Origin of the sequence: Streptomyces sp. NPDC059454 (genome assembly GCF_042749965.1) — a bacterium.
GTDB lineage: Bacteria > Actinomycetota > Actinomycetes > Streptomycetales > Streptomycetaceae > Streptomyces.
The window spans coordinates 153,395-178,787 of sequence record NZ_JBHYVC010000004.1 but is presented as its reverse complement, the minus strand read 5'-3'; the positions used below and the strand labels follow the sequence as shown (position 1 = coordinate 178,787).

25 protein-coding genes and 3 pseudogenes are annotated in these 25,393 nt (G+C 74.4%); 9 read left to right on the top strand and 19 right to left on the bottom strand.

Going from position 1 to position 25,393, the window contains the following annotated elements; genetic code table 11:
• Positions 1-34 precede the first annotated feature (34 nt).
• Complete coding sequence (locus ACFXAE_RS04425; protein WP_384707762.1) at positions 35-1,642, bottom strand: MFS transporter; 1,608 nt, start codon at positions 1,640-1,642, stop codon at positions 35-37.
• Between the two features lie 159 nt (positions 1,643-1,801).
• On the opposite strand from ACFXAE_RS04425, the gene ACFXAE_RS04420 reads away from it, so the two are divergent.
• Positions 1,802-2,407 carry a helix-turn-helix domain-containing protein gene (locus ACFXAE_RS04420; protein WP_384707759.1) on the top strand — a complete coding sequence of 202 codons (606 nt, stop codon included), beginning with the start codon at positions 1,802-1,804 and terminating at the stop codon, positions 2,405-2,407.
• A 388-nt stretch (positions 2,408-2,795) separates the two neighbouring features.
• Here the strand turns inward: ACFXAE_RS04420 and ACFXAE_RS04415 are convergent, their stop codons facing one another.
• Positions 2,796-3,860, bottom strand: a complete 1,065-nt coding sequence (locus ACFXAE_RS04415; protein ID WP_384707931.1) for a galactosyldiacylglycerol synthase — start codon at positions 3,858-3,860, stop codon at positions 2,796-2,798.
• Between the two features lie 238 nt (positions 3,861-4,098).
• Here ACFXAE_RS04415 and ACFXAE_RS04410 point away from each other — a divergent pair, with 238 nt between their 5' ends.
• The 4 genes from ACFXAE_RS04410 (at position 4,099) to ACFXAE_RS04395 (ending at position 8,368) form a co-directional block, all read left to right on the top strand.
• Positions 4,099-4,269, top strand: coding sequence for a hypothetical protein (locus ACFXAE_RS04410; RefSeq protein ID WP_384707756.1), 171 nt, complete (start codon positions 4,099-4,101; stop codon positions 4,267-4,269).
• A gap of 13 nt (positions 4,270-4,282) precedes the next feature.
• Positions 4,283-5,185, top strand: a complete 903-nt coding sequence (locus ACFXAE_RS04405; RefSeq protein ID WP_384707753.1) for a DMT family transporter — start codon at positions 4,283-4,285, stop codon at positions 5,183-5,185.
• A 39-nt stretch (positions 5,186-5,224) separates the two neighbouring features.
• Positions 5,225-5,971 carry a polysaccharide deacetylase family protein gene (locus ACFXAE_RS04400; protein ID WP_384707750.1) on the top strand — a complete coding sequence of 249 codons (747 nt, stop codon included), beginning with the start codon at positions 5,225-5,227 and terminating at the stop codon, positions 5,969-5,971.
• A 333-nt stretch (positions 5,972-6,304) separates the two neighbouring features.
• Positions 6,305-8,368, top strand: coding sequence for a SpoIIE family protein phosphatase (locus ACFXAE_RS04395; RefSeq protein WP_384707747.1), 2,064 nt, complete (start codon positions 6,305-6,307; stop codon positions 8,366-8,368).
• A 205-nt stretch (positions 8,369-8,573) separates the two neighbouring features.
• Here the strand turns inward: ACFXAE_RS04395 and ACFXAE_RS04390 are convergent, their stop codons facing one another.
• The 5 genes and pseudogenes from ACFXAE_RS04390 to ACFXAE_RS04370 all read right to left on the bottom strand — a co-directional run bounded on the left by ACFXAE_RS04390 (position 8,574) and on the right by ACFXAE_RS04370 (position 10,972).
• Complete coding sequence (locus ACFXAE_RS04390; RefSeq protein WP_384707928.1) at positions 8,574-8,783, bottom strand: hypothetical protein; 210 nt, start codon at positions 8,781-8,783, stop codon at positions 8,574-8,576.
• A gap of 27 nt (positions 8,784-8,810) precedes the next feature.
• Positions 8,811-8,981: pseudogene (locus tag ACFXAE_RS04385) on the bottom strand (P1 family peptidase); the annotation flags it as partial.
• 102 nt (positions 8,982-9,083) lie between these two features.
• Positions 9,084-9,452 carry a transglycosylase family protein gene (locus tag ACFXAE_RS04380; RefSeq protein ID WP_384707744.1) on the bottom strand — a complete coding sequence of 123 codons (369 nt, stop codon included), beginning with the start codon at positions 9,450-9,452 and terminating at the stop codon, positions 9,084-9,086.
• Positions 9,453-9,678: 226 nt separating this feature from the next.
• A complete protein-coding gene (locus ACFXAE_RS04375; protein WP_384707741.1) occupies positions 9,679-10,116 on the bottom strand; it encodes a DoxX family protein in 438 nt (145 codons plus the stop codon).
• Between the two features lie 406 nt (positions 10,117-10,522).
• The gene (locus tag ACFXAE_RS04370; RefSeq protein ID WP_384707738.1) at positions 10,523-10,972 is read right to left on the bottom strand and encodes a hypothetical protein; all 450 of its coding nucleotides are present in this window, start codon (positions 10,970-10,972) and stop codon (positions 10,523-10,525) included.
• 424 nt (positions 10,973-11,396) lie between these two features.
• Between ACFXAE_RS04370 and ACFXAE_RS04365 the strand changes: the two genes are divergently transcribed.
• The 4 genes from ACFXAE_RS04365 (at position 11,397) to ACFXAE_RS04350 (ending at position 13,850) form a co-directional block, all read left to right on the top strand.
• Positions 11,397-11,672, top strand: coding sequence for a hypothetical protein (locus ACFXAE_RS04365; RefSeq protein WP_384707735.1), 276 nt, complete (start codon positions 11,397-11,399; stop codon positions 11,670-11,672).
• A gap of 99 nt (positions 11,673-11,771) precedes the next feature.
• Complete coding sequence (locus tag ACFXAE_RS04360; protein WP_384707732.1) at positions 11,772-12,398, top strand: SAM-dependent methyltransferase; 627 nt, start codon at positions 11,772-11,774, stop codon at positions 12,396-12,398.
• Positions 12,399-12,427: 29 nt separating this feature from the next.
• The gene (locus tag ACFXAE_RS04355; RefSeq protein ID WP_384707730.1) at positions 12,428-12,916 is read left to right on the top strand and encodes a DinB family protein; all 489 of its coding nucleotides are present in this window, start codon (positions 12,428-12,430) and stop codon (positions 12,914-12,916) included.
• 34 nt (positions 12,917-12,950) lie between these two features.
• The gene (locus tag ACFXAE_RS04350) at positions 12,951-13,850 is read left to right on the top strand and encodes an NAD-dependent protein deacetylase (protein ID WP_384707727.1); all 900 of its coding nucleotides are present in this window, start codon (positions 12,951-12,953) and stop codon (positions 13,848-13,850) included.
• Between the two features lie 52 nt (positions 13,851-13,902).
• Here ACFXAE_RS04350 and ACFXAE_RS04345 read toward each other — a convergent pair whose 3' ends face one another.
• The 12 genes and pseudogenes from ACFXAE_RS04345 to ACFXAE_RS04290 form a co-directional block, all read right to left on the bottom strand.
• Positions 13,903-16,842: a hypothetical protein gene (locus ACFXAE_RS04345; RefSeq protein WP_384707724.1), complete on the bottom strand. Its 2,940-nt coding sequence runs from the start codon at positions 16,840-16,842 to the stop codon at positions 13,903-13,905.
• 2 nt (positions 16,843-16,844) lie between these two features.
• Positions 16,845-18,692, bottom strand: coding sequence for an HSP90 family protein (locus ACFXAE_RS04340; protein WP_384707721.1), 1,848 nt, complete (start codon positions 18,690-18,692; stop codon positions 16,845-16,847).
• Between the two features lie 58 nt (positions 18,693-18,750).
• Positions 18,751-19,734: a hypothetical protein gene (locus tag ACFXAE_RS04335; RefSeq protein WP_384707719.1), complete on the bottom strand. Its 984-nt coding sequence runs from the start codon at positions 19,732-19,734 to the stop codon at positions 18,751-18,753.
• 94 nt (positions 19,735-19,828) lie between these two features.
• Positions 19,829-20,173: an SDR family NAD(P)-dependent oxidoreductase gene (locus ACFXAE_RS04330; RefSeq protein ID WP_384707716.1), complete on the bottom strand. Its 345-nt coding sequence runs from the start codon at positions 20,171-20,173 to the stop codon at positions 19,829-19,831.
• Between the two features lie 127 nt (positions 20,174-20,300).
• Positions 20,301-20,696: a hypothetical protein gene (locus ACFXAE_RS04325; RefSeq protein ID WP_384707713.1), complete on the bottom strand. Its 396-nt coding sequence runs from the start codon at positions 20,694-20,696 to the stop codon at positions 20,301-20,303.
• Positions 20,680-21,171, bottom strand: a complete 492-nt coding sequence (locus ACFXAE_RS04320) for an RNA polymerase sigma factor (protein ID WP_384707710.1) — start codon at positions 21,169-21,171, stop codon at positions 20,680-20,682. Before ACFXAE_RS04320 ends, ACFXAE_RS04325 begins: the two co-directional genes overlap by 17 nt.
• A 96-nt stretch (positions 21,172-21,267) precedes the next feature.
• Complete coding sequence (locus ACFXAE_RS04315) at positions 21,268-21,882, bottom strand: class F sortase (RefSeq protein WP_384707707.1); 615 nt, start codon at positions 21,880-21,882, stop codon at positions 21,268-21,270.
• On the bottom strand, positions 21,879-22,244 hold the full coding sequence (locus ACFXAE_RS04310; RefSeq protein WP_384707704.1) for a sortase-dependent protein: 366 nt from the start codon (positions 22,242-22,244) through the stop codon (positions 21,879-21,881). Before ACFXAE_RS04310 ends, ACFXAE_RS04315 begins: the two co-directional genes overlap by 4 nt.
• Before the next feature lie 309 nt (positions 22,245-22,553).
• Positions 22,554-22,994 carry an OsmC family protein gene (locus tag ACFXAE_RS04305; RefSeq protein WP_384707701.1) on the bottom strand — a complete coding sequence of 147 codons (441 nt, stop codon included), beginning with the start codon at positions 22,992-22,994 and terminating at the stop codon, positions 22,554-22,556.
• A gap of 169 nt (positions 22,995-23,163) precedes the next feature.
• Positions 23,164-23,662 (bottom strand): annotated as a pseudogene (locus ACFXAE_RS04300) (flavodoxin domain-containing protein).
• A 110-nt stretch (positions 23,663-23,772) separates the two neighbouring features.
• Positions 23,773-24,645, bottom strand: coding sequence for a universal stress protein (locus ACFXAE_RS04295; protein WP_384707698.1), 873 nt, complete (start codon positions 24,643-24,645; stop codon positions 23,773-23,775).
• A gap of 468 nt (positions 24,646-25,113) precedes the next feature.
• Positions 25,114-25,392, bottom strand: a pseudogene (locus tag ACFXAE_RS04290) (TetR family transcriptional regulator); the annotation flags it as partial.
• Position 25,393: the final 1 nt, after the last annotated feature.

Here is a 25,393-nt window from a genome sequence, read left to right as displayed (position 1 = left end):
GAGGCCGCTGTGGCGAGGACGGGCCTGTACGGCCTCAGCTCGCGGGAAGCCGTCGGGCGGCGGTCTCGACGGTCTCGGTGCTGTCGTCGTCCGTCACGGGGGTGACGCTCCTCGGCCCGCGCAGGGCGATGTGGACGAACAGGGCGCCCATGACGGCGACGCCCGCCCACATGGCCTGCTGCCAGCCGTCGACGAAGGACTGCTGGGCGGCGTGGACCAGGTCCTGCGCGTGCGAGCCGCTGCGGGGTGCCGCCTCGACGGCGTTGGCGACGCCTTCCCGTGCGCTGTCCGCTGCGCTCCCGGGGATGCCGTCGAGCCTGCCGTCGACGGAACTGCGGTAGCCGGCGGACAGCAGGGCGCCCAGCAGGGCCACGCCGAGCGCGGTGCCGAACTCGCGGGTGACGTCGTTGAGCGCGGAGGCGACACCCTGCTTCTCGCCCGGCAGGGATCCGGTGATGGCCTCGGTGGAAGGGGTCATCGACAGGCCCATGCCGACGCCCATGGCGAGCATGCCGGGCAGAACCGTCAGGTAACCGCCGTCCACGGAGACGAGCAGGGCCATGAGCGCGAGACCGGTGGCCCCGAGTGCGACGCCCACCATCATGGTCGGCCGGGGGCCGATGCTCGCGGCCGTCCTGGGTGCCAGACCGGAGGCCGCCATCATCGTCACGGCCATGGGCATCAACGCCAGCGTGGCCAGCAGCCCGGACCAGCCGAGCACCGCCTGGAAGAAGGGGAACATGACCACGGCGATGCCCGCCTGGACACCGAAGACCACCAACAGGGTGAGCGAACCGCCGGCCAGGCCGCGCTCCCGGAACAGGCGCACGTCCAGCAGGGACGCGTCACGGCGGTGCAGCTCCCAGGCCACGAAGCCGGCGGCGGCGGCCAGGCCGAGGACCAGAGCGGTCAGCGTCGCGGGAGCGGTCCAGCCGTTCTCCGGACCCTCCTGCAGGACGAGGATGAGGCAGACCACGGCGACGGCGGAGACCAGCGCGCCGACGGTGTCGAAGGAATGGGCCGACCGCTCACGCGAGTCGGGGACCGACTTCAGCGCCATGGCCAGGGCCACGACGGCCAGGACCACGGGCAGCACGAACAGCCACCGCCAGTCCGCGACGTCGACCAGGAGGGCGGACAGGAACATCCCCAGGATGCCGCCGCCCCCGGCGACGCCGGTCCACACCCCGATCGCCCTGCCGCGCTGTTCCTCGGGGAAGGTGGAGGTGATGACGGCCAGGGTGATCGGCATGATCATCGCAGCGCCGACACCGCTGACCACGCGCGCGGTCAGCATCACCTCGGCGTTCGGGGCGAGGCCGGCCACGGCGCCGGCGACACCGAAGACGACGAGACCGGCGACGAGCACGGGCTTGCGGCCCAGCCGGTCGCCGATCGCGCCGAGCGGCAGCAGCAGCGCCGCCAGGGTCAGGGTGTAGATGTTGATGATCCACAGGACTGTGCTCTGTGAGGCGTCGAACTCGACGGCCATCCGGGTCTGGGCGACGTTCAGCCCGGACACCGACGCGATGACCGCCATCAGGGCCACCGAGACCGCGATCAGGATGGTGCGCAGCCGGCGTGCGTCCGGCGCGCCCCTGTCACGGCCGGGGGCCGCCGGTGCGGGCTGGTCGGTGCTCATGGGATCTCCTCGGCAGGGCAGGGGCGAGCCGGGCGCCGGGGGTGTCGTGGTGCAGCGCGCCCGGGTCTCCTCGTGGAGCTCGGTCTCGCCCGGGTGTGGCCCAGCCGCTGCGGGCCACTTGCGAACGACCGTAAGCGCGCTTTGCGGGACGGGCATACGATGTTGCCCATGACGCAAGATGATGGCGAGCTGGACAGCCTCGTACGCAAACGCATCCGCGCCCTGCGGGTCGCACAGGGCTGGTCCCTGGAGGAGCTGGCCGCCCGCGCCCATGTCAGCCAGTCCACGCTGAGCCGCATCGAGAACGGGCGGCGGCGCCTCGCGCTGGATCAGCTGGTCACGCTCGCCCGCGCCCTGGACACGTCGTTGGACCAGCTCGTGGAGACCGCCACCGACGACGTCGTCACCAGCCCGATGATCGACGGCGCCCACGGGCTGATGCGCTGGCCGGTGAAGGGCGATCCGGGCATGACCGTCGTACGTCAGCGCATGACCGAACCGCCGTCCGACAACCCCGCGCGCATGCGTGCCCACCCCGGCCGCGAATGGCTCGTCGTCCTGTCCGGAACCGCGATCCTCATGCTGGGACACCGCCGCCTGCGCGTCGAGACCAACCAGGCCGCCGAGTTCCCCACCATGCTTCCGCACGCCCTCGGCACCGAGGGCGGCCCCTGCGAGATCCTGGGCATCTTCGACCGCGACGCCCGCCGCGGCCACCAGCGTGACAGCGGCAAGGGCACCGGCACCGGCGGTCCCTCCGCCTGATCCGCGGCGGCGGCACGTACGGAGGCGTCGAGTCCGGCCTCGTCGGGGGTGAGGCGCGAGCGGGCGGATCGCAGGAGGTCCGCCACAGGCACGGGATCGCGCATCAGCCCGTACGACACGGCGGATCCGGTGGTGTGTCCGGCACGGGGAGAACGCGCTCGGCAGCGGCGTGCGCGCGGCGGTCCGCGGCTTCCCGGGCGTCGGCCGGTTCGGCCGACAACAGCAGCGGCTCGGCGTCGCTGTGGGCCGCTGTCGGGAACCCTGCGACGGCCCTCCGGCCCGGAGCCGGTGCGGCGGGCCCGGGTCGCCGCCGAGGACGGCACCGTACGCGTGGACGCCCCCGGCGGACAGCCGTTCCCGTGGCGGCCGCGAAGGTGCTTCCGGCGGATCACACGGGCGACACGCAGGCGAGTGCGGCCACCCGGGCCAGTACGTCTCCCCGGAAGAGTTCCCGCCCGCGGGCGATCCGGTGGTCCCGGTGCGCGCCGTCCGCCGACAGCCGCCGCAGTGCGCACAGCAGGGTGGCGGCGTCCGCGGCGATCTCCGAGACGCCGAGCGCCGCCATCCGGCGTACGCCCTCCGCGCCGTGACCGGGCAGCGGGCGGTAGCCCACCACGGGCAGCCCGCAGGCCAGGGCCTGTACGGCGGTCTGGCCGGCGGCGTTGTCGACCAGGACGCGGGCCGCACGCAGCAGGCCGGGCATGTCGGTGACCCAGTCCGGTACGAGCGTGCCCGGCAGAGCGGCCAGGCGGTCCCGCAGGCGTTCGTTGCGGCCGCACAGCACGATCGGGAGGAAACCGGCGGCGGCGAGCAGCCGGGCGGTCCCGTCCAGCTCCGAGGCCGCGCCCCAGGCACCGGCGGACAGCACGACGGGCGGGCGTCCGGGGGCGTACCGCTCGAAGCGCCGCCGCCATTCCGCCGCTCCGGCGGCCGGCGCGAAGAAGCCGGGTGCCACGACCGGTCCGGTCGTCTCGACGGGTGTCGTGATGCGCCGGCCCACGTCCCGCGCGGCGTCGTCGGTGAGGCAGAGGTACAGGTCGTTGCCGGGATGGAGCCACTGCCGGTGGACGGCGAAGTCGGTCATGAAGACGGCGCTCGGGGGCCGCAGCCGCCCGTGGGCCCTCAGATGGCCGGTCAGCTGAGCGGCCAGATGGAAGACGGGGACCACCACGTCGGCGCCCGCGCACTCCGCGAGATCCGTCAGCCGGCGGCCCGCCAGTCTGGCGAGGGGAATGCCGCTGGGGCGGTGCCGCGGACCGGGGCGCAGCAGCGCGCGGTAGAGGCCCGCGTACGCCCAGGGGAAGTGCCGTACCGACGACTGGTAGAAGAGGCGCAGCCCGGTCCCCAGACCGTACGGAAGCAGCCGCAGGAGGTCCACGACCTGCGCGCCGTGGCCCTGTTCCCGGGCCCGGCGAGCGAGTTCGCGGGCCACCGTGTCGTGGCCGGCCCCCATGCTCGCGCTGACGATCAGCAGGCGCGGCCTGCCGTCCGCCGGCCCGTTCCGGCGGGGCTTTGAGGACAGTGAGTGCACGGGGTGGTGTGTCTCCTTCCGCTGCGCCGGTGAAACACGCTGTCCCGCGTTTCGGCGGCCGGACCGGGGATACTCCGGGGTGCCCCTCCCCGCCGAACGCCGGGAGCGGCCGCGGAGGCGGTCTCCCGGACGTTCACCCTCACAGCCGAGGTGCAGGCCCATGTCTCACGCTTCCCCTGCCGGCCCGGCCGGCGTGCCGTCGCCCCGGACGTCCGTGGCGCCGGGGTCCCCGGCCGGCGACGCCGGGCGCCCGCGCGCCGCTCCGGTGACCGGCGCCTCCCCGGGCGTCGGCGCCGCCGTGGCACGACGGCTCGCCGCCGTGTTCGGCTGAACGGCGTCACGTCGTGCTGGTCGTCGTCCTGGCCCTGCTGGCGGCGCTGTCCAACGCCGCGGCCTCGGTACTGCAGCGGCGGGCCGCGGCGGACGAACCGGAGGGCGGCGCGGGCGTGCGCCAGGCCGTCCGCTGGCTCGGGCGTGTGCTGCGGCGGCCCTACTGGGTCGCGGGTGCCGGGATGCTGGCGCTGTCGACCGTTCTGCAGGCGGCGGCTCTGGGTGTGGGCGGTCTCGCGCTGGTCCAGCCGCTGATGGCCGCCGAGTTGCTGTTCACCCTCGTCGTCGGCAGTGTGGTCTTCCACCGTCGTCCGGACCGCGGGACCTGGCTGGCGTTCGCCGCCCTGGCCGCCGGGCTGGCGGCGTTCCTGACCTCGGTCGCTCCGGCCGCCGGCCGGTCCACGGCCTCCGCGGGGCGGTGGATCGTGGCCACGGGGATGGTGCTGGGCGCCGTGGTGGCGCTGGTGGTGACGGCCCGCGCGGTGCGGGGCGCGCCGCGCGCGGGGTTGCTGGGGCTGGCGTCCGCCGTGTCGTTCTCCCTGACGGCGGCCCTGCTCAAGGAAGTGACCGGCAGGATTCCGGACGGGGTGGGCGCCGTACTGGGGACGTGGCCCGTGTACGCCACCGCCGCCGCCGGAGCCGTCGCCTTCCTGTTGCTCCAGAGCGCGTTCCGGGCCGGGACACTGGCGGCGTCCCAGCCCGCCCTGACCCTCGGCGACGCGCTGACGAGCGTGGCGCTGGGGTGGGCGCTGTTCGGGGAGCAGATCACGCTCGGTGTGCGGGTGGTGCCCGCGGTGATCGGCGTGGCGCTCATGGGGGCGGGGGCGGCGGGGCTGGCCCGCGCCCCGTCGGTCTCCGGAGGCTGGGACGCGGCGTCGCGGAGCCCGGGCGACGACGTGTCCCGGCCGGTGCCGTAGCCGTCGTGGCCGCCTCGTGCGGAAAGGAGCCGGAAGCCGATGCCCGCATCTCCCGTTCACTCCCCCGCCCGGCGCGCGGCAGTCGCGCTGGCTCCCGTCGCCGCCGTCGCCGCGGCGCACATCGCCCCGGCCGCGACCTGGCTGCCCGTGGTACGCCGTCGTTTCCCGCGCCTCGCCGGTGTCGGGCACCCCGCCCATGTCGCCCTGACCTTCGACGACGGGCCCGACCCCGAGTCCACCCCGCGTTTCCTCGACGCGCTGGAGGAGCTCGGGGTCCGGGCGACCTTCTTCGTCCTGGGCGACGGCGTCGTACGGCATCCCTCCGTGGTGCGCGAGACCGTCCGCCGCGGGCACGAACTGGCCGTGCACGGCTGGAGCCACGACCGGCCCTGGCTGCCGGCCCCGGCGGACGAGGTGCGTGCTCTGCTGCGGGCGGCCGGCGCGGTGCGGGAGCTGACGGGCCGGCGTCCCCGCTGGTATCGCCCGCCCTACGGCATCCTCACCTCCGGGCGCTGGGCGGCCGCCCGTACGGCGGGCCTGCGGCCGGTGCTGTGGACCGCCTGGGGCAGGGACTGGACGGCCGGGGCCACCCCGGCGTCGGTGCGGTCGGCCCTCGCGGCCGGGCTGCGCGGTGGCGGCACCGTCCTTCTGCACGACTCGGACAGGATGTCGGCCCCGGGCTGCTGGCGGGCCGCGCTGGGCGCCCTGCCCGGCCTGGTGACCGGCTGCCGCGATGCGGGCCTGTCGGTCGGTCCGCTCTCCGCACACGGGGTGCCCCCGCGCTGAGCCCGTCGGCCGGCTGTGGACTCGCTCGTACGGGCAGCGGCCGGCCTCTCGGGCCGGGCAGGGCGCGGTGGGCCCGACCGCGTGGGTGACGCGGGACGCCGGCCCGCCCGCAACGCACGCGTCCTCCGCCGTCGACGAGCCCTTGGCCCGGCGGTCATGGCCCGTGCTGCTCCCGCACCTGGATGCCCTCGCGACGCATTGGGCGTAGTGTCCGCATATGGGTGGTGTTCGGCGCGGCTGGTGTGATGCGCCCTTGCCGGGGGCGGCGGCGCACGGCAGCCGTGACCGCGTGTCCGGCGCACCGGCGGCCCACGGGGTTCGGGTGGACGGCTGATGGAAACCGCGATGGCTGCCGTGGTGCGCGAGAGCGGCGCGTACGGCGGGCTGCTGTACGTGCTGCCGCCGGGCGAGGACGCCCTGTGGCTGGTGATGGTGGCGGGGGCCCCGCACGAGCTCGCGACTCCGTGGCGGCGGGTCGCGCTGACCGATCCGATGCCGGTGGCGGACGCCGTGCGCGAGCGGCGCCTGGTGTGGATCGGCGGGCAGGAGGAGATGGCGCGCCGGTACCCTCGGCCGGCCCTCGTGCTGCCGTACGACTTCGCGCTGTCGGCCGCCCCTGTCACCTCCGGCAACGGGATCCGGGGCGGGCTGGTGCTGCTGTGGCCCGGGACCCATCCACCGCGGCTGAGCCGCGCCGAGCGCGATGCCGTCGAGTCGGGTTGCCGCCGCCTGGGCAGCCTCCTGCAACAGGCGGCGGACCGCGGCGACCCGCTGCTGCCCGCCGGCCGGCCGCGGACCCTGCCCCTGCCGACCGGGCGCACTGTCCCGCCCGGTGAGGCGGCCGCGGTCACGGCCTTCATCGACCGTCTGCCCGGAGGGTCCTGCGCGCTGGACATGAACGGCCGCATCACCTTCATCACCCCCACCGCCGCCGACCTCCTCGGGCGCGATCCGGACGACCTGGTGGGTGCCCTGCCGTGGGAAACGCTGCCGTGGATGGACGTCCCCCAGGTCGAGGACCGTTACCGGGCCGCGCTGGTCAGCCGTCGGCCGCAGACGTTCACCGTCCTGCGCCCCCCGGACACGTGGCTGTCCTTCGAGCTGTACCCGGACCCCTCCGGCGTCAGCGTCCGCATCACCGGCGCCGACCCGTCCGAGGGCGCTTCCGCGTCGCCCTCCGTTCCGGCCGCGGGTCCCAGCCGCGCCACCCTGCTGTACCACCTGATGCACCTGGCCGCCACCCTGACCGAGGCCGTCGGCGTGCAGGACGTGGTCGACCAGACCTCCGACCAGCTCCTGCCCGCTCTCGGCGCACAGGGCCTGGTGCTGATGACCTCCGAGGACGGCCGTCTGAAGATCCTCGGCCACCGCGGCTACCGCGCCGAGGTCATGGACCGCTTCGACGCCTCCCCCCTGAGCCTGGACATCCCCGCCGTCAAGGTTCTGGCCACCGGTGTCCCGGCCTTCTTCACGAGTTTCGCCGAGCTTCGGCGCGACTACCCGGAGATGACGCACGAGGACGGGATGGCGGCATGGGCCTTCCTGCCGCTGATCGCCTCCGGCCGCCCCATCGGCTCCGTCCTCCTCGCCTACCGGAGTCCCCGCGTCTTCCCGCCCGGCGAACGCGCCGTACTCACCTCCCTGGCCGGCCTGGTCGGCCAGGCCCTGGACCGCGCCCGCCTCTACGACACCAAGCACAACCTCGCCCACCGCCTGCAGTCCGCCCTGCTGCCGCACACTCTTCCCCACATCCCCGGCCTGAAGGTCGCCGCACGCTACCTCCCGGCAGCCCGGGGCCTGGGCATCGGCGGCGACTTCTACGACCTCATCCGTCTCGACGAGCACATCGCCGGCGCCGCCATCGGGGACGTGCAGGGCCACAACGTGGACGCCGCGGCGCTCATGGGGCAGGTCCGCACCGCCGTCCACGCCCACTCCACCGTGGGCTCGGCCCCCGATCAGGTCCTGGCCGGCACCAACCGCCTGCTCACCGATCTCGAGCCGGGCCTGTTCACCAGCTGCCTCTACGTCCATCTCGACCTCGCCACCCACCGCGCGTGCGTGGCCACCGCCGGCCACCCGCCACCCTTGCTCCGTCATGCCGACGGACGCACCGAACTCGTCCCGGTCCCACCCGGCCTCCTCCTCGGCATCGAGCCGGACTCCCGCTACCCGGCCCTGGAGGTCCCCCTGCCGCCCGGCTGTGTGCTCGCCCTCTACACCGACGGGCTCGTCGAGGCTCCCGGGGTGGACCTCGACGACGCCACCGCGGCCCTCGCCGGGCTCCTCGAACGCGCGGACCCGACCGACCTCGACGCCATGGCCGACACCCTCATCCGCCACGCCCCCACTCCCGGCGACGACATCGCCCTCCTCCTCATCAGCCCCGGGGGATGACGCGGCACGAGAGGCGGCCGGGCTCCGACGCCGTCGGTCATCGGTGATCTCGTCCGTGACGGATACGGCACCCGGTCCGGCCAAAGACGGCGATGGCCGAGCGGCGGTCCTGAACTCACGCCACCCGCCTTCGCGGAGTACGCCGAGTCCGTGAGGGACGACGGGCGCGGCGTCCTCGGCGAGAGCTCGAGCGGATCGGTCGTCCTCAGGCCCCTTCTGGCGCGGCGGGCCGCTGTCGGGCCTCAAACAGCGGCGCTCGGGCGTGACATGGCGGCGGACCGGCCGTGAGGGCGGTGAGGAGGCGGTCCGCCGGGAGGGCCGGGACCGTGCGTCCGTGGAAGCCGGTGGTCGTCCGCGCGGCGAGCAGGGAGTTGAGCACCGCCTCTTCGACGCCGTCGAGGACCGCTTCGAACAGCGGCCCCGGTTCGGCATCGGCGACCGGCCCGCCGGACGCCGCGTCGAGGGCGGCCCGGACGTGCTCCGCGTGGACGGGCCGTGCGCGGATGCCGGACAGGAAGCCGTCGTTGCACTCCCCCACGACGGGATTGAGGCTGCGCGCCTCCTCGCCTCCGGGCCGTTCGAGCATCCAGCCGACGAGGGCGTCGGCGACGCGGAAGGCCGACCTCCCGGAGTGCCGTCCGCACCACGGCCTTCATGCCGGCGTCCCGCGCGTCCGAACCACCCGGACCGTCGTTCGCCGCCGCGGGGCGGAGAGTCAGGCGCAGGACCAGGCCGACATTCCCTGGAGCCGGGCCAGCCGTCCGGCCACGGCGATCTGTTCCTCACGGGTCGCCAGGTCCGCACGCGGGGCGTACTCGAGTCCGCCGGCCGCGGCCCAGCTCGACTGCGTGAACTGCAGGCCGCCGTAGTGACCGTTGCCGGTGTTCGCCTGCCAGTCGCCGCCGGACTCGCACGCGGCGATGGCGTCCCAGTCGGTCCCCCGGGGAGCCGACTGGGACGACGCCTTCGCTTCTGCGGTCATGCCCAGGAAGGTCGCGGCGATCAGGGCGACCGCGGCGGCCCCGATCCGGCTTCCCCGCGAACTCCGTCCGTTGCCCACAGGGGCATTTCGTCTATCGATCATATGGAACTGTTACACCGTGCCGCCGCGTGATGGCTCGTCGACGACCGTCTCCTTGCCCCGGACGGGGTACGCACTCGCCCGCCTCGGCGGTACTGGTCCGGCCGGGTGACATGCCGGTGGCGCCGTGGTGGCCGGTGTCGGCGAGGCCGCCCACGGCGCGCGCCGCCGTGGCCGCGCCCCTGGACGAGCGCCGCGCGCGGGCCGAGCGCACCGGCCGAGCCACGCACTACCTCGACGCGGGGGCCGCGGCGTTCCCGGGCGCGCTGCGGCGGAGCAGGCCCGTCAGGGACAGGGCACCCGGCCCGAAGAAGACCAGGAGGAGGAAGCACCAGCAGAACAAGGCCGGTGACAGGCCGCCGTTCTGGAGAGGAAACAGACCGTCCTTCTGGTGTTCGGTGAAGTAGGCGAAGGCCATGACTCCCGAGCTGAGGAACGCCGCGCTGCGGGTCGCGGCTCCGAGGAGGACGAGGGCACCGCAGACGAGCTCGATCACGCCCGCGTACCAGAACGGCCAGTCACCTGTCGGGGCGGCCTTCCTGTCCAGTACGCCGAAGACCGTGGCGACGCCCTCGCTGGTGAACAGCAGACCGAGGACGATGCGGAACAGGCCCAGAACGAGAGGTTGGTGGCCGGCCAGCCGGTCGCTCGGGCGGGCGGTGCTCATCGTCGCGTACTCCTTGCGTCGGTCGGTGCAGCGTAGAGGGCCGGCGCCGGGGGTCCCGCGGGTGAGAGGCCGTCTGCTCTTCTCTAACGTGCACGCCGGTCCGGCCGTTCAGCCGGACCCGCCGCCCATGTGCGGCCGACCGGTCCGCAGGGCGGCGATGTGCTGTCGTCGCCGCCCCGCGGGAGGAGTCGTCGCTCAGGACCGCGGTGGGGCCGGGCGGGGTCTCCCTTCACTGTCGGCAACGGTGGCGGACGGGCAAGGGACGGCGCCGGGAGACCGACAGGAGCTGGGTCGTTCGATCAGATGGCGGGCTGCGCGTACGGCACCGGCTCGACCGGTCCCACGAGTCCGTGGTCCTGGCGGGTCAGGGAGCCGAAGACCTCCGGGCGGGTCGTCCTGAGACGGTTCACGAGCGGTGTGGCCACCTCGGTCTCGACGGTGTTCTCACCGCGCCGCAGCAGCGGCCCCACGCCGATGACGGGCGACAGCCGGTCGGCGGGACGGCCACGGGCCGGCTCGGGCCGAGGGTGATGTCCACGGTGAGGCCGCGTCTCGCCGCCCGGCGCAGGGCCGCCTCGACGCCGTCGCGACAGGGGCCGCCGCCCCAGCCGTGACGGGCGGTGTCCAGCAGCGCCTCGTCCTCGATGCCGTGGTGGACGGCGGCGATCTCGACTCCGCCGAAGCCCGCGTCCGCGATCTGGTCGATCTCGCGCGCTGTCTCGTCCGGGTCCACGAGGCCGTCCGGCCACCACCACCGGAACTTCGGACGTACCGACCGGGCGGGGGCGGCGAGCCGGTCGGCGGTCGGCCCGGTACCGCCGGCAGCGGGAAGCGCGACGGCGCCGGGGGAGGCCACGCCGAGCGCGGCCGCGGCTCCTGCCCTCCCTTGCCGTACCGCCAGGAGGCATGTACCTCTGTGAAAAGCGGGAGCATCTCGGCCTTCAGTGTTCACGTTCCGCTCGTTTGAGTGCGTGAAGCGCATTCGCCTGCCGGATGCTCACGCTTTTCGGCGGGGTGAGGGGTCCTGAGCCCCCGGGAGGTCATGTCCCGCCGGGTGGTGCGGCCGGTCAGGTACGTGGAATGTGCGGGTCACCGTCGCGTCGGCGCGGATCGGTGGCCGTCGGCGGTGCTGACGGCAGGTCGGCCGCGCGATGCCGGAGCCGTTGCCCCAGGAGAGGGCCGCCGTGCGGTTCACCGGAGCACGTCGAGCAGGGCCGCCCGCACCACGAGGCGGTCCCCGGCCGCCACCCGAGTGGGCACGCCCTCATAGGGTTTCGGCCATGACATGGAGCGAGGCGGAGTACCTCGACTGCCTGCAGGCCGAGCGGCGTGCCTACGCGTGGGTGATGCGGCATTACGGCGGTCTGACGCCGGCGGAAGCCACGGAAGCGGCCCTGGAGTGGTACCCGTACGAACCGGAAGGCCGTGCCTGTCGCGGCCTGGTCTTCCATGACGAGGCCTGGCACTGGGCGATGCTGACGATCCACGGTGACCGGTACACGGTGGAACACCCCGAACTCGTCCACCCGCCGTCCGCCTACGCGGCTCTCGGGTGAGGACCTCACCGGACGCCTTGCCGGAACGGCAACATTTCGTGCCGGTTCGCAGAGGGCTGGGCAAGACTCGGACGCGTTCCCCGGCAGAAGGAGCCCCACATGAGTACCACCGACGCGGTCACATTCTGGGACGGTGTCCACGCGGCCCGACCGGCGTCCGCCGATCCGCGGCCGAACATACGTCTCACCGAGACCCTCGCGGATCTGCCGCCCGGCGACGTGCTGGACCTCGGATGCGGCGCCGGTGGCGACGCCCTGTGGCTGGCCCGCCAGGGGTGGCGCGTCACCGCCGTCGACGTCTCGTCCGTGGCGGTCGAGCGCCTCACCTCACTCGCCGTCTCGCACGGCCTGGACGACCGGATCACCGCCCGGCGGCACGACCTGCGTGAGTCGTTCCCGGACGGTGCGTTCGACGTCGTCTGCGCCCACTACCTGCACACTCCCCTCGACCTGGACCGGGCGGCCGTGCTGCGCAGGGCCGCGCACGCCCTGCGGCCGGGCGGGCGGCTGCTGGTCGTCGACCACGGATCGACCGCTCCGTGGTCGTGGAACCAGGATCCCGACGTCCGGTACCCGGCCCCGCGGGAGGTCGCCGCGGACATCGGCCTGGACCCGGCGGCATGGGCGGTCGAGCGGGCCGACTCGCCCCGCCGGGCCGCGACCGGACCGGACGGGCGGACCGCCGAGGTCACCGACCACGTTCTGATCGTCCGCCGCACGGCCTGAACCGGCTCCGTCCGACACGAGGAGGCATCATGCGCCGCAGAAGCCGGGGCGACACCCCGCCGCCCCGCACCGGCAGCAGCGAGACCGAGGTTCTGCGCGGTTTTCTCGACTACCTGCGCAACTCCGTCTCCGCGAAGGTCGAGGACGCCCCCGAACCGCAGGTCCGGACCGCCTCAGTGCCCTCGGGCACGAACCTGCTCGGGCTGCTCAACCACCTCACGTCCGTCGAGCGGGCCACGTTCCTCGGGGACCGGGTCACCGACTGGCAGGCCACCTTCCACGCCGCACCCGCGGACAGCGTGACCGATGTCGTCACCCGCTACCGGGAGGCGGTCGCCCGGGCGAACGACGTGCTCGACGCGTGCACCGACCTCGGTGCGCCGGTCCCCCGCCCCCGGTCGAACGGCCCCGCTCCGAGCGTCCGCTGGGCGCTCACCCACATGATCGAGGAGACCGGCCGCCACGCCGGCCACGCGGACATCCTCCGTGAACTGATCGACGGGGCGACCGGACGCTGACCTCTCGGGAGAACGGGCACCGTACCCTGGCGGCATGCGCATGCGTCCCACGCTGAGCTGGACCCCCGAAGAAGACCTGCCGCCGGGCTCCACGGATCCGGAGCCGGTCGCCGAGGCGCTGAGCACCGGAGGTGTGGTGGTGCTCAGCGGGGCGGGCATCTCCACCGAGTCGGGCATCCCCGACTACCGGGGCGAGGGCGGGAGCCTGAGCCGCCACACGCCGATGACCTACCAGGACTTCACCGGCAGCGACCGGGCCCGGCGCCGGTACTGGGCGCGCAGCCACCTCGGCTGGCGCACCTTCCGCCGCGCCCTGCCCAACGCCGGGCACCGGGCCGTGGCCGCGTTCGGGCGGCACGGCCTGCTCTCGGGTGTGATCACGCAGAACGTCGACGGCCTGCACCAGGCCGCGGGCAGCGAGGGCGTCGTGGAGCTCCACGGCGGCCTGGACCGGGTCGTCTGCCTCTCCTGCGGCGCCCTCAGCCCGCGCCGCGCACTCGCCCGGCGGCTGGAGGAGGCCAACGCGGGCTTCGCTCCGGTGGCCGCGGGAATCAACCCCGACGGTGACGCCGACCTCACCGACGAACAGGTCGGGGACTTCCACGTGGTGCCCTGCGCGGTCTGCGGCGGCATCCTCAAACCGGATGTGGTGTTCTTCGGCGAGAACGTGCCGCCGCAGCGGGTCGAGCACTGCCGCACGCTGGTCCGTGAGGCGGCCTCCCTGGTCGTCCTGGGCTCGTCGTTGACGGTGATGTCCGGGCTGCGGTTCGTCCGCCAGGCCGCCCGGGCCGGCACACCGGTACTGATCGTCAACCGGGACCCGACCCGGGGCGACCGGCACGCCGTCACCCGGGTCGCGCTCCCCCTGGGAACGGTCCTCACCACCGTGGCCGACCGGCTGGGCATCCCGGTGGACGGCCGGACGGCAGCCTGAGCGGCTGCCTCCGTCCACACTCACAGACCCCGGACCGCGCGCGCCCGCCGTGTCACTCCTCGTCGCGCAGCCGGGCCGCCAGGGAGGCCAGTGGTTCGGCCGCCTCGGTGTGGCCCAGTGCGGTGAGACGGGAGACCGCGGCGTCGAGGCGGGTGCGGGCCGGGGCGGGGCGTTCCAGGTAGATGCCCTCCACCGCGCCCGCGAGGCGGACGCACTCGGCCCACTCGCCGGCCTGCTCCTGGTCCTGTCCCGGCTCGCCGAGCAGGGCGAGGGACTTCTCCAGGGCGGTCAGGGCGTCCTCGTACTCACCGGCGTACGCGTTGACCCGCCCGTGTTCGTAGGCCAGGGCGACGTCCAGGGGGCGGCCGTGCACCTCGTACCCGGCGGCGCGGGCCTCGTCGGCGATCCGGCCGGCGTCGGCGAGGAAGGCGCGGGCGTCGGTCAGGCCCTCCGGGCCCTGCCGCTCCGCCTGGAGCCGGGCGAGTTCGCGCAGGCAGTTGCTGAGCTGCTCGTGGCGCGGATCCCTGGCGTGGGCGGCGAGGGCCTGGTCCGCGGCCTTGCGGGCCTGCCCGAACTCGCCGGACTCACCGAGGAGTACGGCCGTCTCGGCGGCGATCATCGCGTGGCTGCCCGGGTCGTCGTCCCAGCCGGCCGACTCGGCCGCGAGGGCGACGAACTCCGCCGTGGCGGCCTTGAGGTCCTCCCCCGCGTGCAGCGCGCGGGCGCGGGTCAGACGCAGCTGGGCTATGAGCCGGTCGTCCGGTTCCCCGGCGGTGACGTCCGGTTCGGCGAGCACGGAGTCGAGCAGGGCGATGCAGTCCTCGACGCGGCCGAGATCGAGGCTGAGCTGGGCCGCGTTGCTGTAGGTGCAGTACGCGTCGAACCGGCTGCCGTGACGGAGGTCCAGCTCCGCGGAGCGGGTCAGGTGCCGCAGCGCCTCGTCGGGGCGGCCCAGGTGCAGGCAGGCGCCGGCCAGATCACTGTGGAGGCGGGAGGTGTCGACCGTGCCGGCCGGCCAGTCGGCGGCCAGTCGCAGTCCCTCGGCCAGGTCCGTGTACGCGGCCTGCGCGTTCTGCAGGCCGAGCTGGAGCCGGCCGCGCAGGGCGAGGGCGCGGGGCAGGTGCCAGGCCGGCCCGTGCTCCCTGAGCCGGTCGAGGGCGCCGTCGGTCCCGGTGAGCGCGGCCGGCAGGTCGCCGGACATGGCGTGCGTGGTGGCCCGCAGCAGCAGGGCCCCGGCGATCTGCGCGCCGACGTCGTGCCGGGTGGCGAAGGCGTGCAGCAGGTCCACCTCGGCGAGGACCGGCGCGATGTGCTCCTGGCTTCCCGACGTCTGCAGGCGCATGCCGAGCGCGGTGGCCCGCAGCCGCAGCAGGCGGGCCTCCTGGCGCGGGGTGAGGCCGGGCGTCTCCTCGTGCAGGCGGACCATGGACGCGTGGGTGGCGGTCAGCACGGCGGTCTTCGCCTCTGTTCCGTCGGCGTCCTCCGCGGGAATCTCGGCGGTGGCGAGCAGGGCGCAGGCACGGGCGAGGGCCGCGTGGCCCGGCTGTCCGGCGTCGTCGTACAGGCCCGCGGCCTCCTCGTGGAGGGCGGCGGCGTCGGCGAACTCGTCCTTCTCGCGGGCCCGGTCCGCCTCGTCGGCCAGCAGGTCCGCGTGCAGGTGGATGAGCGATCCCACGGCCGGGTCGTCGGGGTGGGTGTAGTCGCGGGCGGCGACGAGCGTGCGCAGCCGTGCCCAGCAGACCCGCGCGTCCGGGTGCCCCTGTTCGTCCAGTTTTCGTGCCCGCAGGATGAGTTCGGGCAGCGACTCGGGGACGGCGGGGGCCGTCCGCGTGGTGGGCGCGGCGACCGGGGCCGCCGGGGCCGCGTCGTCGAGGGTGCGGGTGCGCAGGGTCAGTTCCAGTGCGTCCAGGAGAGGGGCGCGGTCGAGGCGGGCTCCGCGGCGGTCGGTGTGGGCGGTGGTGCCGTTGCGGGCGTCGAAGCGGGCGGCGAGGTCGTCGGCGCGCTCCCGGACCTCGGCGCGCAGGCCGGTCACCGTCCAGGTCCGGCCCGTGAATCCGGCGGCGGGCAGTTCGCCGTGGCCGAGGTGCTCGACGCGCCGGAGGAGGACCTCCACGCCGGTGAGGAAGTCGAACTGCTCCCGCGGCGAGTCCACCTCGTCGAACAGGTTCCGGTTCTCGGCGAGGAGTTCCAGACCGCGTGCCTCGTTGCCGGTCAGCGCGCAGAACTCCAGGTGCCGCCCGACCTCCCCGGACATCGAGGGGTTGCGGCGGCAGCCGCGGTAGCCGGCGAGGTGCAGTTCGCGTGCCTCCTCGGTGCGGCCGGACCGCAGCAGGGGCAGCAGCGCGTACGAGAAGGAGCGGGCCGGCTCCTCCTGGCAGGATTCCTTCCCGGCCAGGACGGGCTCCCAGGTCCGCAGCGCCCGCTCGTCGTCGCCCGCCGCCAGGTGGTACAGGGCGCGCTCGCAGATCTCGCAGGCCTCGCAGTCGCTGAGCCGGGTGCGGGTGCGGCCGGCCCACAGCTCGTAGGCGGGGGTGGTGTCCTCGCCGGTGTGGGCGGCGAGCTGGTACGCCTGTCCGTAGTAGGGCTGGAGGCCGAGCCCGGCCTTCTCGTACCGGTCGCGCATCTCCGTCAGCCACTGGCGCAGGGCGGCCAGCGGGATCTCGGGCAGCGCGCGCAGGGCGTTGGCCACCCACTTGAACCGCCAGAACAGCGTGTGGCGCAGGCGGTCGTCGAAGACGTCGGGCTGCTCGTCGAAGAGGGTGAGCAGGCGGGCGAAGACGACGGGCGACTTCCGGGGTTCGGAGCCGTAGGTGTACGCCTCCTGGAGTTCCAGGAGCGCGCGGACGAGCGGAACGGCCTCCTCGAACTGCTCGGCGGCGTCGACGAGTTCCTCGGCGGTGACGGTGCGGGGGCGGCCGTAGGGGCGCCGGCGGTTCTCCTGGAGCGCCTGGTACAGCTCGTCCGTGCTCTGGGGAAGGGGTGCGGTCGGCATCGTCAGCTGTCCTTGCGGAGGGCGTGGGCGAGAAGGTCGAGGAAGGAGCGGTTGATGAGGCTCGACTCGGCGGGTTTGAGCGGTCGCCGGGACAGCAGCGCGGCCTGCCCGTAGAGGGCTTCGGCGCTCGTGCGGGCCAGCTCGGGCTCGTCGATGGCGACGGCGGTGCGGACCAGCGGGTTGAGCTGGTTGAGGATCAGCTGGGCCCGCGGTGCCTCCTGGCGCAGGGCGCCGAGGATGTCGCCCCACAGGCCGCCCTCCTGCTCGCGGGCGAGCTGGGAGCGGGTGCGTTCGTGCCGGGCCTCGCGGCTGTCGACGAGGAGGGCGGGGGCGGAGGCGGGCTGGAAGGTGCGCAGCGCGACGTCGCAGTCGAAGACGGCGAGGGCGTCGCGGGCCCGGGCGAGATAGGCCGCGGCGGCCAGTTCCGTCTCCCGGTCGACGGGGTCGAGGTGGGCCGTGAGGGTCGCCGGGTCGAGGTCGGCGACGGTGACCTCGGCCCTGATCTCGGGCAGCCGGCGGACCAGTTCGCGGTCGTAGGTGTAGCCGCCGTTGACGACGCCGAGCCCGGCGGCCGAGGCGATCGCCGCGACCTGCCGGAACTCCTCCACGCTCGAGGTCACGAGCACGGTGCGGTGGGTGCGCGCGAACTCGTCGAGGGTGGTGTGCCCGTCGGTGGTCTCGAACGGCAGCCAGGGCAGCAGCATCCGCAGGATCTCGTCGTCGTGCACGGCGAGCGACTTCACGGCCAGGTGGTGGGCCTGGAGGAAGCGGGCGAGCAGGTCCGGGTCGCTGGCGGCGGCCCGGGCGATCCACGCACGCAGCCGCTCGGCGAGGGCATCGCGGACGGCGGCGAGGGTGTCGTCCTCGTACAGGGACTCGCGGGACGCGGTCGGGCGCAGGCTCTCGGCGTCGACGACGCAGCGGACGAAGAACGCCCACTCGGGCAGGATCTCCTCGGCCTGCTCGGACAGGAGCATGCCCTTGACGTGCACGCGGTGGCCGTGGCTGCGACCGGCCGGCACCGTCTCGGGCAGCACGCACGCGATGCCCTTCAGGCCCACGGCGGGCAGGTCCAGCTCGATGGTGTCCAGCGGCCGGAATCCGAAGACCTCCTCGCCGTACGCGGCCAGCGCACGGGAGCGGGCTCCCGGTGTGGGGTACGTGCGTGCCCAGGGCGCGGCTTCGGGGTTGACGGACGCGTCCGGGCCGTCCGTGCCGTCGCCGAAGGTGACCGGGTGGCGCAGCAGGGAGCCGAAGTGCCGTGCCAGCGCGTGCACGTGTGCCGGCCGGGTCCACTCGCCCGCGTCGGATCGGGGCGTCAGCGTGACGGTGGTGCCGGGCCGGGGGCGGGCGGAGGCGGGCAGGACGCGGACGGTGTAGCTGCCGTCGCCGCGTCCCCGCCACTCCACGGCGGGCGCGTCGGGGGTGCGGGCGGAGCGGCTCAGGACGTGGATCTCGTCCGCGACCAGGAAGCAGGAGAGCAGGCCGATGCCGAACTGGCCGATGAAGTCGCCGCGTTGTTCGGCGATCTTCTCGGCGCGCTTGCTGCTGCGGCCGATCGTGGCGAGGAAGGTGTGCACGTCGGCCTCGGTGAGGCCGACGCCGTCGTCCTCGACGCGCACCACCGTGCCGTCGGCGTACAGGCGGATGCCGAAGGTGCCGGCGGGGGCGGCCGGTTCGAGGGCGTGCCGGGCAGTCAGCGCGTCCACCGCGTTCTGCAGGAGTTCGCGCAGGTAGACGCGGGGGCTGGAGTAGAGGTGGTGGGAGAGGAGGTCGACGAGGCCGCGCAGGTCCACCTGGAAGGTGCGGTCGGCACCGGCCGGGTTCGCGGCTGTTTCGGGCAGAGTCATCGGGCAGTCCGGGGTGGGAGGGACGACGGGTGGCGGGCGGTCCGGGAGCGGTGTGCGCTCAGGCGCGGCGCTGGCGGCGGGCGAACTCCTTCTCGGGGTCCGCGAAGAAGGTCCAGGGCCACTTGGTGCAGGCACCGTCGAGCGTCCGGAAGACGCGCCGGACCGTGTGGCGCTCGCCGGCCAGCGACAGGGCCATGGCGAACATGTTGAAGTCGTGCTGCCAGCCCGGGCGCCACACGTAGGCGGGGTGGAGGATGCTGTGGTCGGCCGCCTCCCGCAACTCTGCCTGGATCTCAGGGGTTTCGAGGCAGTCCTCGTGGTCCGACTCGACCCAGTCCTCGATGTGCGCCATGGCGATCACGCAGCCCAGGCTGTGCCCCTGCGGGGCGCGGGCGAGCGCGTCGCGGGCGAACGCCAGGGCCTGGCCGGGCTCGCCGCCCCAACGGGGCTGCAGCTGGGCCAGGCGCTCGATGTGGATCTCCAGGTCCAGCGGGTCGCGGCGCAGGCCGGCGTCGAACCGGGTCTCGTTGACGGTGGCGCCCAGCGACATGCCGCGACCGGAGGTGAGGAGCTGACGCCACGGCGTGACCCACTCCGGCTTCAGCTCGGCGGCCTCCAGCAGCTGTTCCTCGGCGATGTGGAGCCGCTCGTGGAAGACCCGCCACTGCTCCTGCGTGACGTTCACGGCGCGGGCGGCGGTACGCGCCTCCCAGCCCCAGCTGATGTGGCGCGCACCGGATATCAGCAGGGCCGTCGCCCGGTGCTCCTTGTCCTCCTCGACGGCCCGGCCGATCCAGTCCTGCACACCGTCCAGGACGGCCAGTTCACCGAGGACCTTGTGGTCGCGACCGGGATCGAAGGGCGCCAGCGCCGCCTTGACCGCCTCCCACTCACCCGCGTCGGCCGCCTCCACCAGGGCGAGCACCCGCGTGTCCCCGAGCGCGCGCAGCGTGTACATCCCGTTCTTCCTGCGCGGGACGGGAAGCGCGTACGGATCCGCCGCCGGTCTCTCCGCATCCCTGCCGAACAACTTGCCGAACATCCCGCGTCCTCCCCTGGTCCCGCGTGATCATCCGGTGCAGCATAAGCGACCCCACGGACACCGCTTCCACAGGGTTTTCACCGGCACTTCACGATCAGGTCCACCGGAACCGCACAGGGACGACTTCGCCGGGGCGGGCGCGTACGCCGACGCCGCCCAGCAGGCCGAGTGCGGCCCCGCGCCACGTGTGCGCGGCGTCGCCGTCAGGCCGCGTCAGGTCAACGCCCGGCACCCCTGCCCGGTGGCGTACACCCGTGTCCGTCGACAGGTCGGCGGCCACGGTCGTGACCTCGGCCTCGGGGTGTGCGGCGGCGAACTCTTCGAGCCGTTCCTGTCGGCGGCCCACGGGCACCAGGGCGTGGCCGTCGGTGGCCAGGCGTTCGGCGAAGGCCCTGCCGATTCCGGAGGTGGCGCCGGTGCCGAGTGCGTGCCTGCCCATGGTCGTTCCTTTCCCGCTCGTGCCCCGGCCTGCGAAACGGCGGCGCGACCAGCCGGTTGTCCGGTCTTCCCGGGGCTGCCGGTACCAGGCAGGCACCCGGCGGGCACCGCGGCCCGGCCGCACGGACTCACCGCGGGCCGGGAGCGGGCGCGACCTCGCTCACCGGGGTCTCGGGGCCGTCGGCCGGGGCCTGCGGGGTGGGGTGGGCTTCGGCGGGCTCCGGTGACGTCGACGGAGCGGGCGTGACGGAAGGGCTGCTCACGGGAGGCGGGGCGAGAGGGACCGTCGGGGACACCGGACGGTCGGGGGCCGACGACTGCAGCGGCAGCACGACGAGGGCTGCGACGGCGCACGTCAGTCCGGCCCCGGCGACGGTGCGGACCAGTCGGCGCCGTGCCGCGCCGCGGCGGATCTCCTCGAATCGGCCGGGGGGCGGCCCGAGGTGGTCGGAGGCGGGCCGCAGGATGACGGCGAGGGGGTCGTCGGGTTCGAACTCCGGACCTTCGTCAGAGTGTGTGATCAAGGCTTCTCCTCAGGTGGGCGCGGAGCAGTTCCCGGGCCGCGTGCAGGTCGGCCTTGATGGTTCCTTCCTTGCGTCCGGTCACCGCGGAGACCTCCCGGATCGGCATGTCGGCGTAATAGTGCAGCAGGATCGGGACGCGCAGCCGTTCCGGCAGCGACTGCACGAGCAGACGTACGGACGGGTCGGACTGTTCGGTGTGCGGGCGGACGGCGGTTTCGGTGGTGACACGGCGCACGGCCTTGCGCTCGCGTTCGAGTGTGCGCCAGTGGTCCCGGACGAGGTTGGCCGCGGTGACGTAGAGGAAGCCCCGGGGTTCGGCCACCGACGTCCAGCGGGCCCACAGCCGGGTGAATGCCTCCGAGGCGATCTCGTGGGCCGTCTCGTCGTCGTCGACCAGGCGGCGGCACCAGCCGGCGAGGCGCGGGTAGAGGGCGGCGAAGAGCTCGGACGCTGCCTGCTCACGGGACCGTTTCAATGCTCTCCATGGTCGTGGCGGTACCGGTGTCGTGGGACCCGCCGCGTTGCCGGGCCGCGGGCGCACGGCCCACCGGCCCGGGAACGCGGCGGCGGATCAGGGGCCGGTGGAGGTCGGCACGGCGAACACGATCACGTTGTCGCGGTACTCGTCGCCGGTACGGGGTCCACCGCAGGTGATGAGACGCAGCTCCGGACGGTCGACGTCACCGTAGACCGCGTCCGTCGGGAAGTCCGCCTTGGCGACCGTCCGGACCGAGCCGACGGCGAACACCGCCGCCGCACCGTTCTCCAGGCGTGCCACGATCCTGTCCCCCCGGCGCAGGCGTGCGAGGTGACGGAAGACGCCGTCCCCGTGGGCGCCGACCGTGACGTGACCGAGGATCACCGACGGGCCGGTCTGGCCGGGCGCCGGCGAGTGCCGGTACCAGCCCGCCCGGTCATGGGCCGTGACCGGAGGCACCTGGACCGTGCGGTCCGGGGCCAGCCCCAGCCGGATGACCGGGGTGTCGACCCCGATGGCCGGTATCTCCAGTCCGACCGGGGCCGAACGCCCGAGGACGCGCGCCGGTTTCGCGGAGGGCCGCGCGGACGGTGCCGTACTCGCGGGGTGTTCGCCCGTGGACCGGCCGGTCCGGTGACCGCCGCCGCAGCCCCCGAGGAACGCGGCCGTCGCCGCGGTGGCGAAGGCACGCCTGGAGAGCGGCGTCATGCCGTCCTCGCCCGCCTGCGGCGTACGAGGACGACCGCCGCGCCGCCGGCGGCGAGCACCGCGGCGGCACTCCCGCCGATCAGCGCGCCGTCGGCTCCGGACCCCGCGGACGCGGGCGCGACGCCGGTGTCGGGCGCACCACTCGGTACGACGGTGACCCCGCCGGGGACCGCCGACCGGTCCGGTGCGTCGCTCTCGGCCGGTACGGGGCTCGGCTCCGTGGCGTCGGCCGGGGCCGGCGACTCGCGGGGGGTCACGGTGGTCGCGGGGACCGGGGACGGCCCGTCGGCGAACGCGGGCACCGCGCTCGCCAGCACGGCGGTGCAGGCAAGTGCCGCGGCACTGAGGACAGTTCGGCGCATGGATCGCTCTCTTTCGTCGCTCCGCCCGCACGATGACCCGGCGGGCTGGGTCATGGATCGTGCGGAGAGACGGGACAGCGGCGGCACAGGTTGTAAAGAGAAGGCAAAGTCCCGCGGCGGAAAGCCCGTTGCCGGGCTTTCGGCGGGCGCACGGATCGAGTCCGCCCGCCTCGTCGACGCATGTCGTCCAGGACGATCCCCGACGGCGGCGGTGACCGAGGGGACCGGCCGGCCCGCGCGCCTCCGGATCGCGGACGCGCCGGCTCCGCAGGAGCGCCGACGGACCGTTCCTACGGGCGGAAGCGCCCGTCAGGCATGCTCGATGGCCGTGGTGACGGGCGTGCCGGTCTCGATGGTGCGGCTGACCGTGCAGAGACGGTCGTGGGACGCTCCGACCGCGCGGGGAAGGATCGCGCGGGCGCGTTCGGCGCCCTCGCCGTCCGGGAAGGCGACGCGGAAGGTGACCACGAGGTCGGTCATACGGTTGCCCAGCTCGTCGCTGATCTTGTCGCCCGTCACCGTGACCGAGAACTCGTCGGGCTCGGCGTGGCGGCTGGTGGCGACGTCGACGTCCGCGGCCGTGCAGCCCCCGATCGCGGCGAGCAGCAGCTCGACCGGGGTGAAATCGGTGTTCGGGCCGCCGTCGGAGGCGGTACCGAACCGGATCGTGCCGCCACGGGTGTTGGTGGCCACGAAGTGGCCCGTGCCGGTTCGCCCGACGACAACGGAACGCAGGGAGTCTTCGCTCATGCGTCGACAGTAGAGCCACGGATCGACGTACGCGCGGATCCGGTGGCACCGCGCTCCGCCGCGCCACGGCCACGCCGGCCCGGCGTCCGGCCGGAGGGACGCGGTGGCCACCCCCCGGGACGGGCCCTCCCCTGCCCGAGTCCTGCCGTCACTTCCCGCTCCTGCGCCGTCAGCCGCTCGTCCGTTCATGACCGATCCGCGCGGCCCATGCCTCGATCCGGCCGAAGTCACGGAAGTCACCGCCCTTCCCGTTGCGGAGGAGCATCCCGGCGCCCCAGCCCCTCGCGCCCTCCCGCAGACAGCCGCCGAAGGTGATGTGGTCCTGGGCGTCCAGCCGGGCCGTCGCCTTCTCCACCCAGGGCACGGGCGGAATGTCCCGCTGCGACGCGGAGGCGTCGAGCGGTCCGCTGCTGAAGAGCCACAGCGGACGTCCGGCCAGGTCCTTGCCGTGGCGGCGGACGAAGCGGCGGGCGTCCCTGTGCCGGCGACCGGCGTACAGTCCGCCGCCGACCACGACCGCGTCGTACGGCGCGACGCCCGGAACGGACCCGGCAGCACATGCCTCGGCCGTGAGCCCTTCCTCGCGCAGGACTTCGGCGACGGCCCCGGCGGCTCATCGCCGTCGATCCATTCGTTGTCCCACAGGCGACCAGCACGTTCTTCGGCATGGTGGCCCGCCTCCTTCCCCTTCCACAGCCCGCGCAGCCGGCGGACGGCCACGCGGCGCGGGCGGTCCTCGTGGCGGCGCCACCCGGCTGTCCGGGGGCGCCGCCGTGCCTCAGTAGTGGGGCACGACGGCCACGGGGCAGCCGGCCCGCTGGATCACGGTGTGGGTCACCGGGCCGGTGCGCGGGACCCTCGGACGATCGGTGAGCCGGTGTCCGACGACCAGCAGGTCCGCACCGGACGCCGCCTTCACCAGGGCACTCGCGGGCTTGCCGGCCACCACCGTCTCCAGTACCTCGACGTCGGGGTACTTGTCACGCCACACCCGGAGCACGGCGGAGAGGAAGCGCAGCCATTCCTCGGCCCGCTCCGGATCGCTCACCGGGCCGACCTCACCGGGACCCGGAATGAGCGGGTCGGGCGCACGCCAGGCGTGCAGGGCCCTCACCCGCGCGTGGCGCAGGCGGGCCGCCTCGAAGGCGAACTCGATCACCTCGTCGCACGGCTCCGTGACGTCCACGCCGAGGAGCACGTCCCGCCGGCCGGCGCCGGCGGCCTCCTCCCCCGCCGTACCGGCCCGTACGAGGACGACGGGACCGGCGGCCTTCGCCACGACTTCGAGTGCGACCGAACCCATGAGCAGTCCGGTGACACGGCTGTGCCCGCGCGATCCCAGCACCAGCGGTTCGGCACCGCCCACCGCCCTCACCAGGGCGGCGGTCGCCGGTCCCTCGACCTGCTCGTCGTACACCCGTACCCCGGGGCAGACGGCGAGGACGCGTTCCTCCGCCGCCCGCAGGACACGCCGCGCCAGACGCCGTCCGGCGGCCTGGGCGGCCTCCGCCTCGCCCCGGCGCGGGTGCCGGTTCCGCGCATGCAGCAGCCGCAGGGACCGGCCGCGGCGCACGGCTTCGTGAGCCGCCCACTCGGCGGCCGCCAGGCCCTCCGCGGAACCGTCGACACCGGCGACAACAGGCGCAAGCATGACATCCACCTTTGGATCACACCCTCTCCGTCCCTGCCAGCGTCACCCGGGAACCGGCACTCGGGGCAGGGGCCACCGGGTCCTCCCGTGGGCCATCAGGTCCACGTCCCCACCCGGGCCGGAGGCCGAAGCGTCCCTGGTGGCACCGCGCGCCGGCGATCACGAGGCCGGCGGCGGATCCAGGGGCGGCCACGGTCCTCCGCCGCCGAAGACGCTGCGGCCGGCGGCCGGACGATCCGTCCGCGCACCGGTCCTGCCGCCCCTCGGTGGCACCCCGCCGCCGAAGGACCCGTCACCGTGCCCTCGCACCGGCGGACGTGACGGCACGGTCGCCGCCGGGCGGGGGAGGGTTGACAGCACGCCGCGGTGCGGGGCGGGCCGGTTCCTTCCGGTGGTCACCGTGCGCCGCCTTCCCGCCCGTAGGACAGGAGGCCGGTCAAAGGTGTGACATGGTGTGTCCTGTGCCCCTCACCGCCCGGGAAGGTGGTGCCCGGGTGACCGCGGTCCCGCGATGAGGAGCGCGACCAGCCGGCGTGCGTCGTAGCGGGGGTCGTTCTCCGCGCCGATGCCCAGGTTCCCGACGCCGCGCACGAGTGCGTGGGCGTCGATGTCGGAGCGGATCTCACCGGCCGCCGCGGCGGCCTCGAGCAGTGGGGTGCGGACCGGCACGAGACGGTCGAGGAAGTAGGCGTGCAGGGCGTCGAAACCGGCCTCGTCGGAGTGCAGCACGGCGGCGAGGCCGTACTCC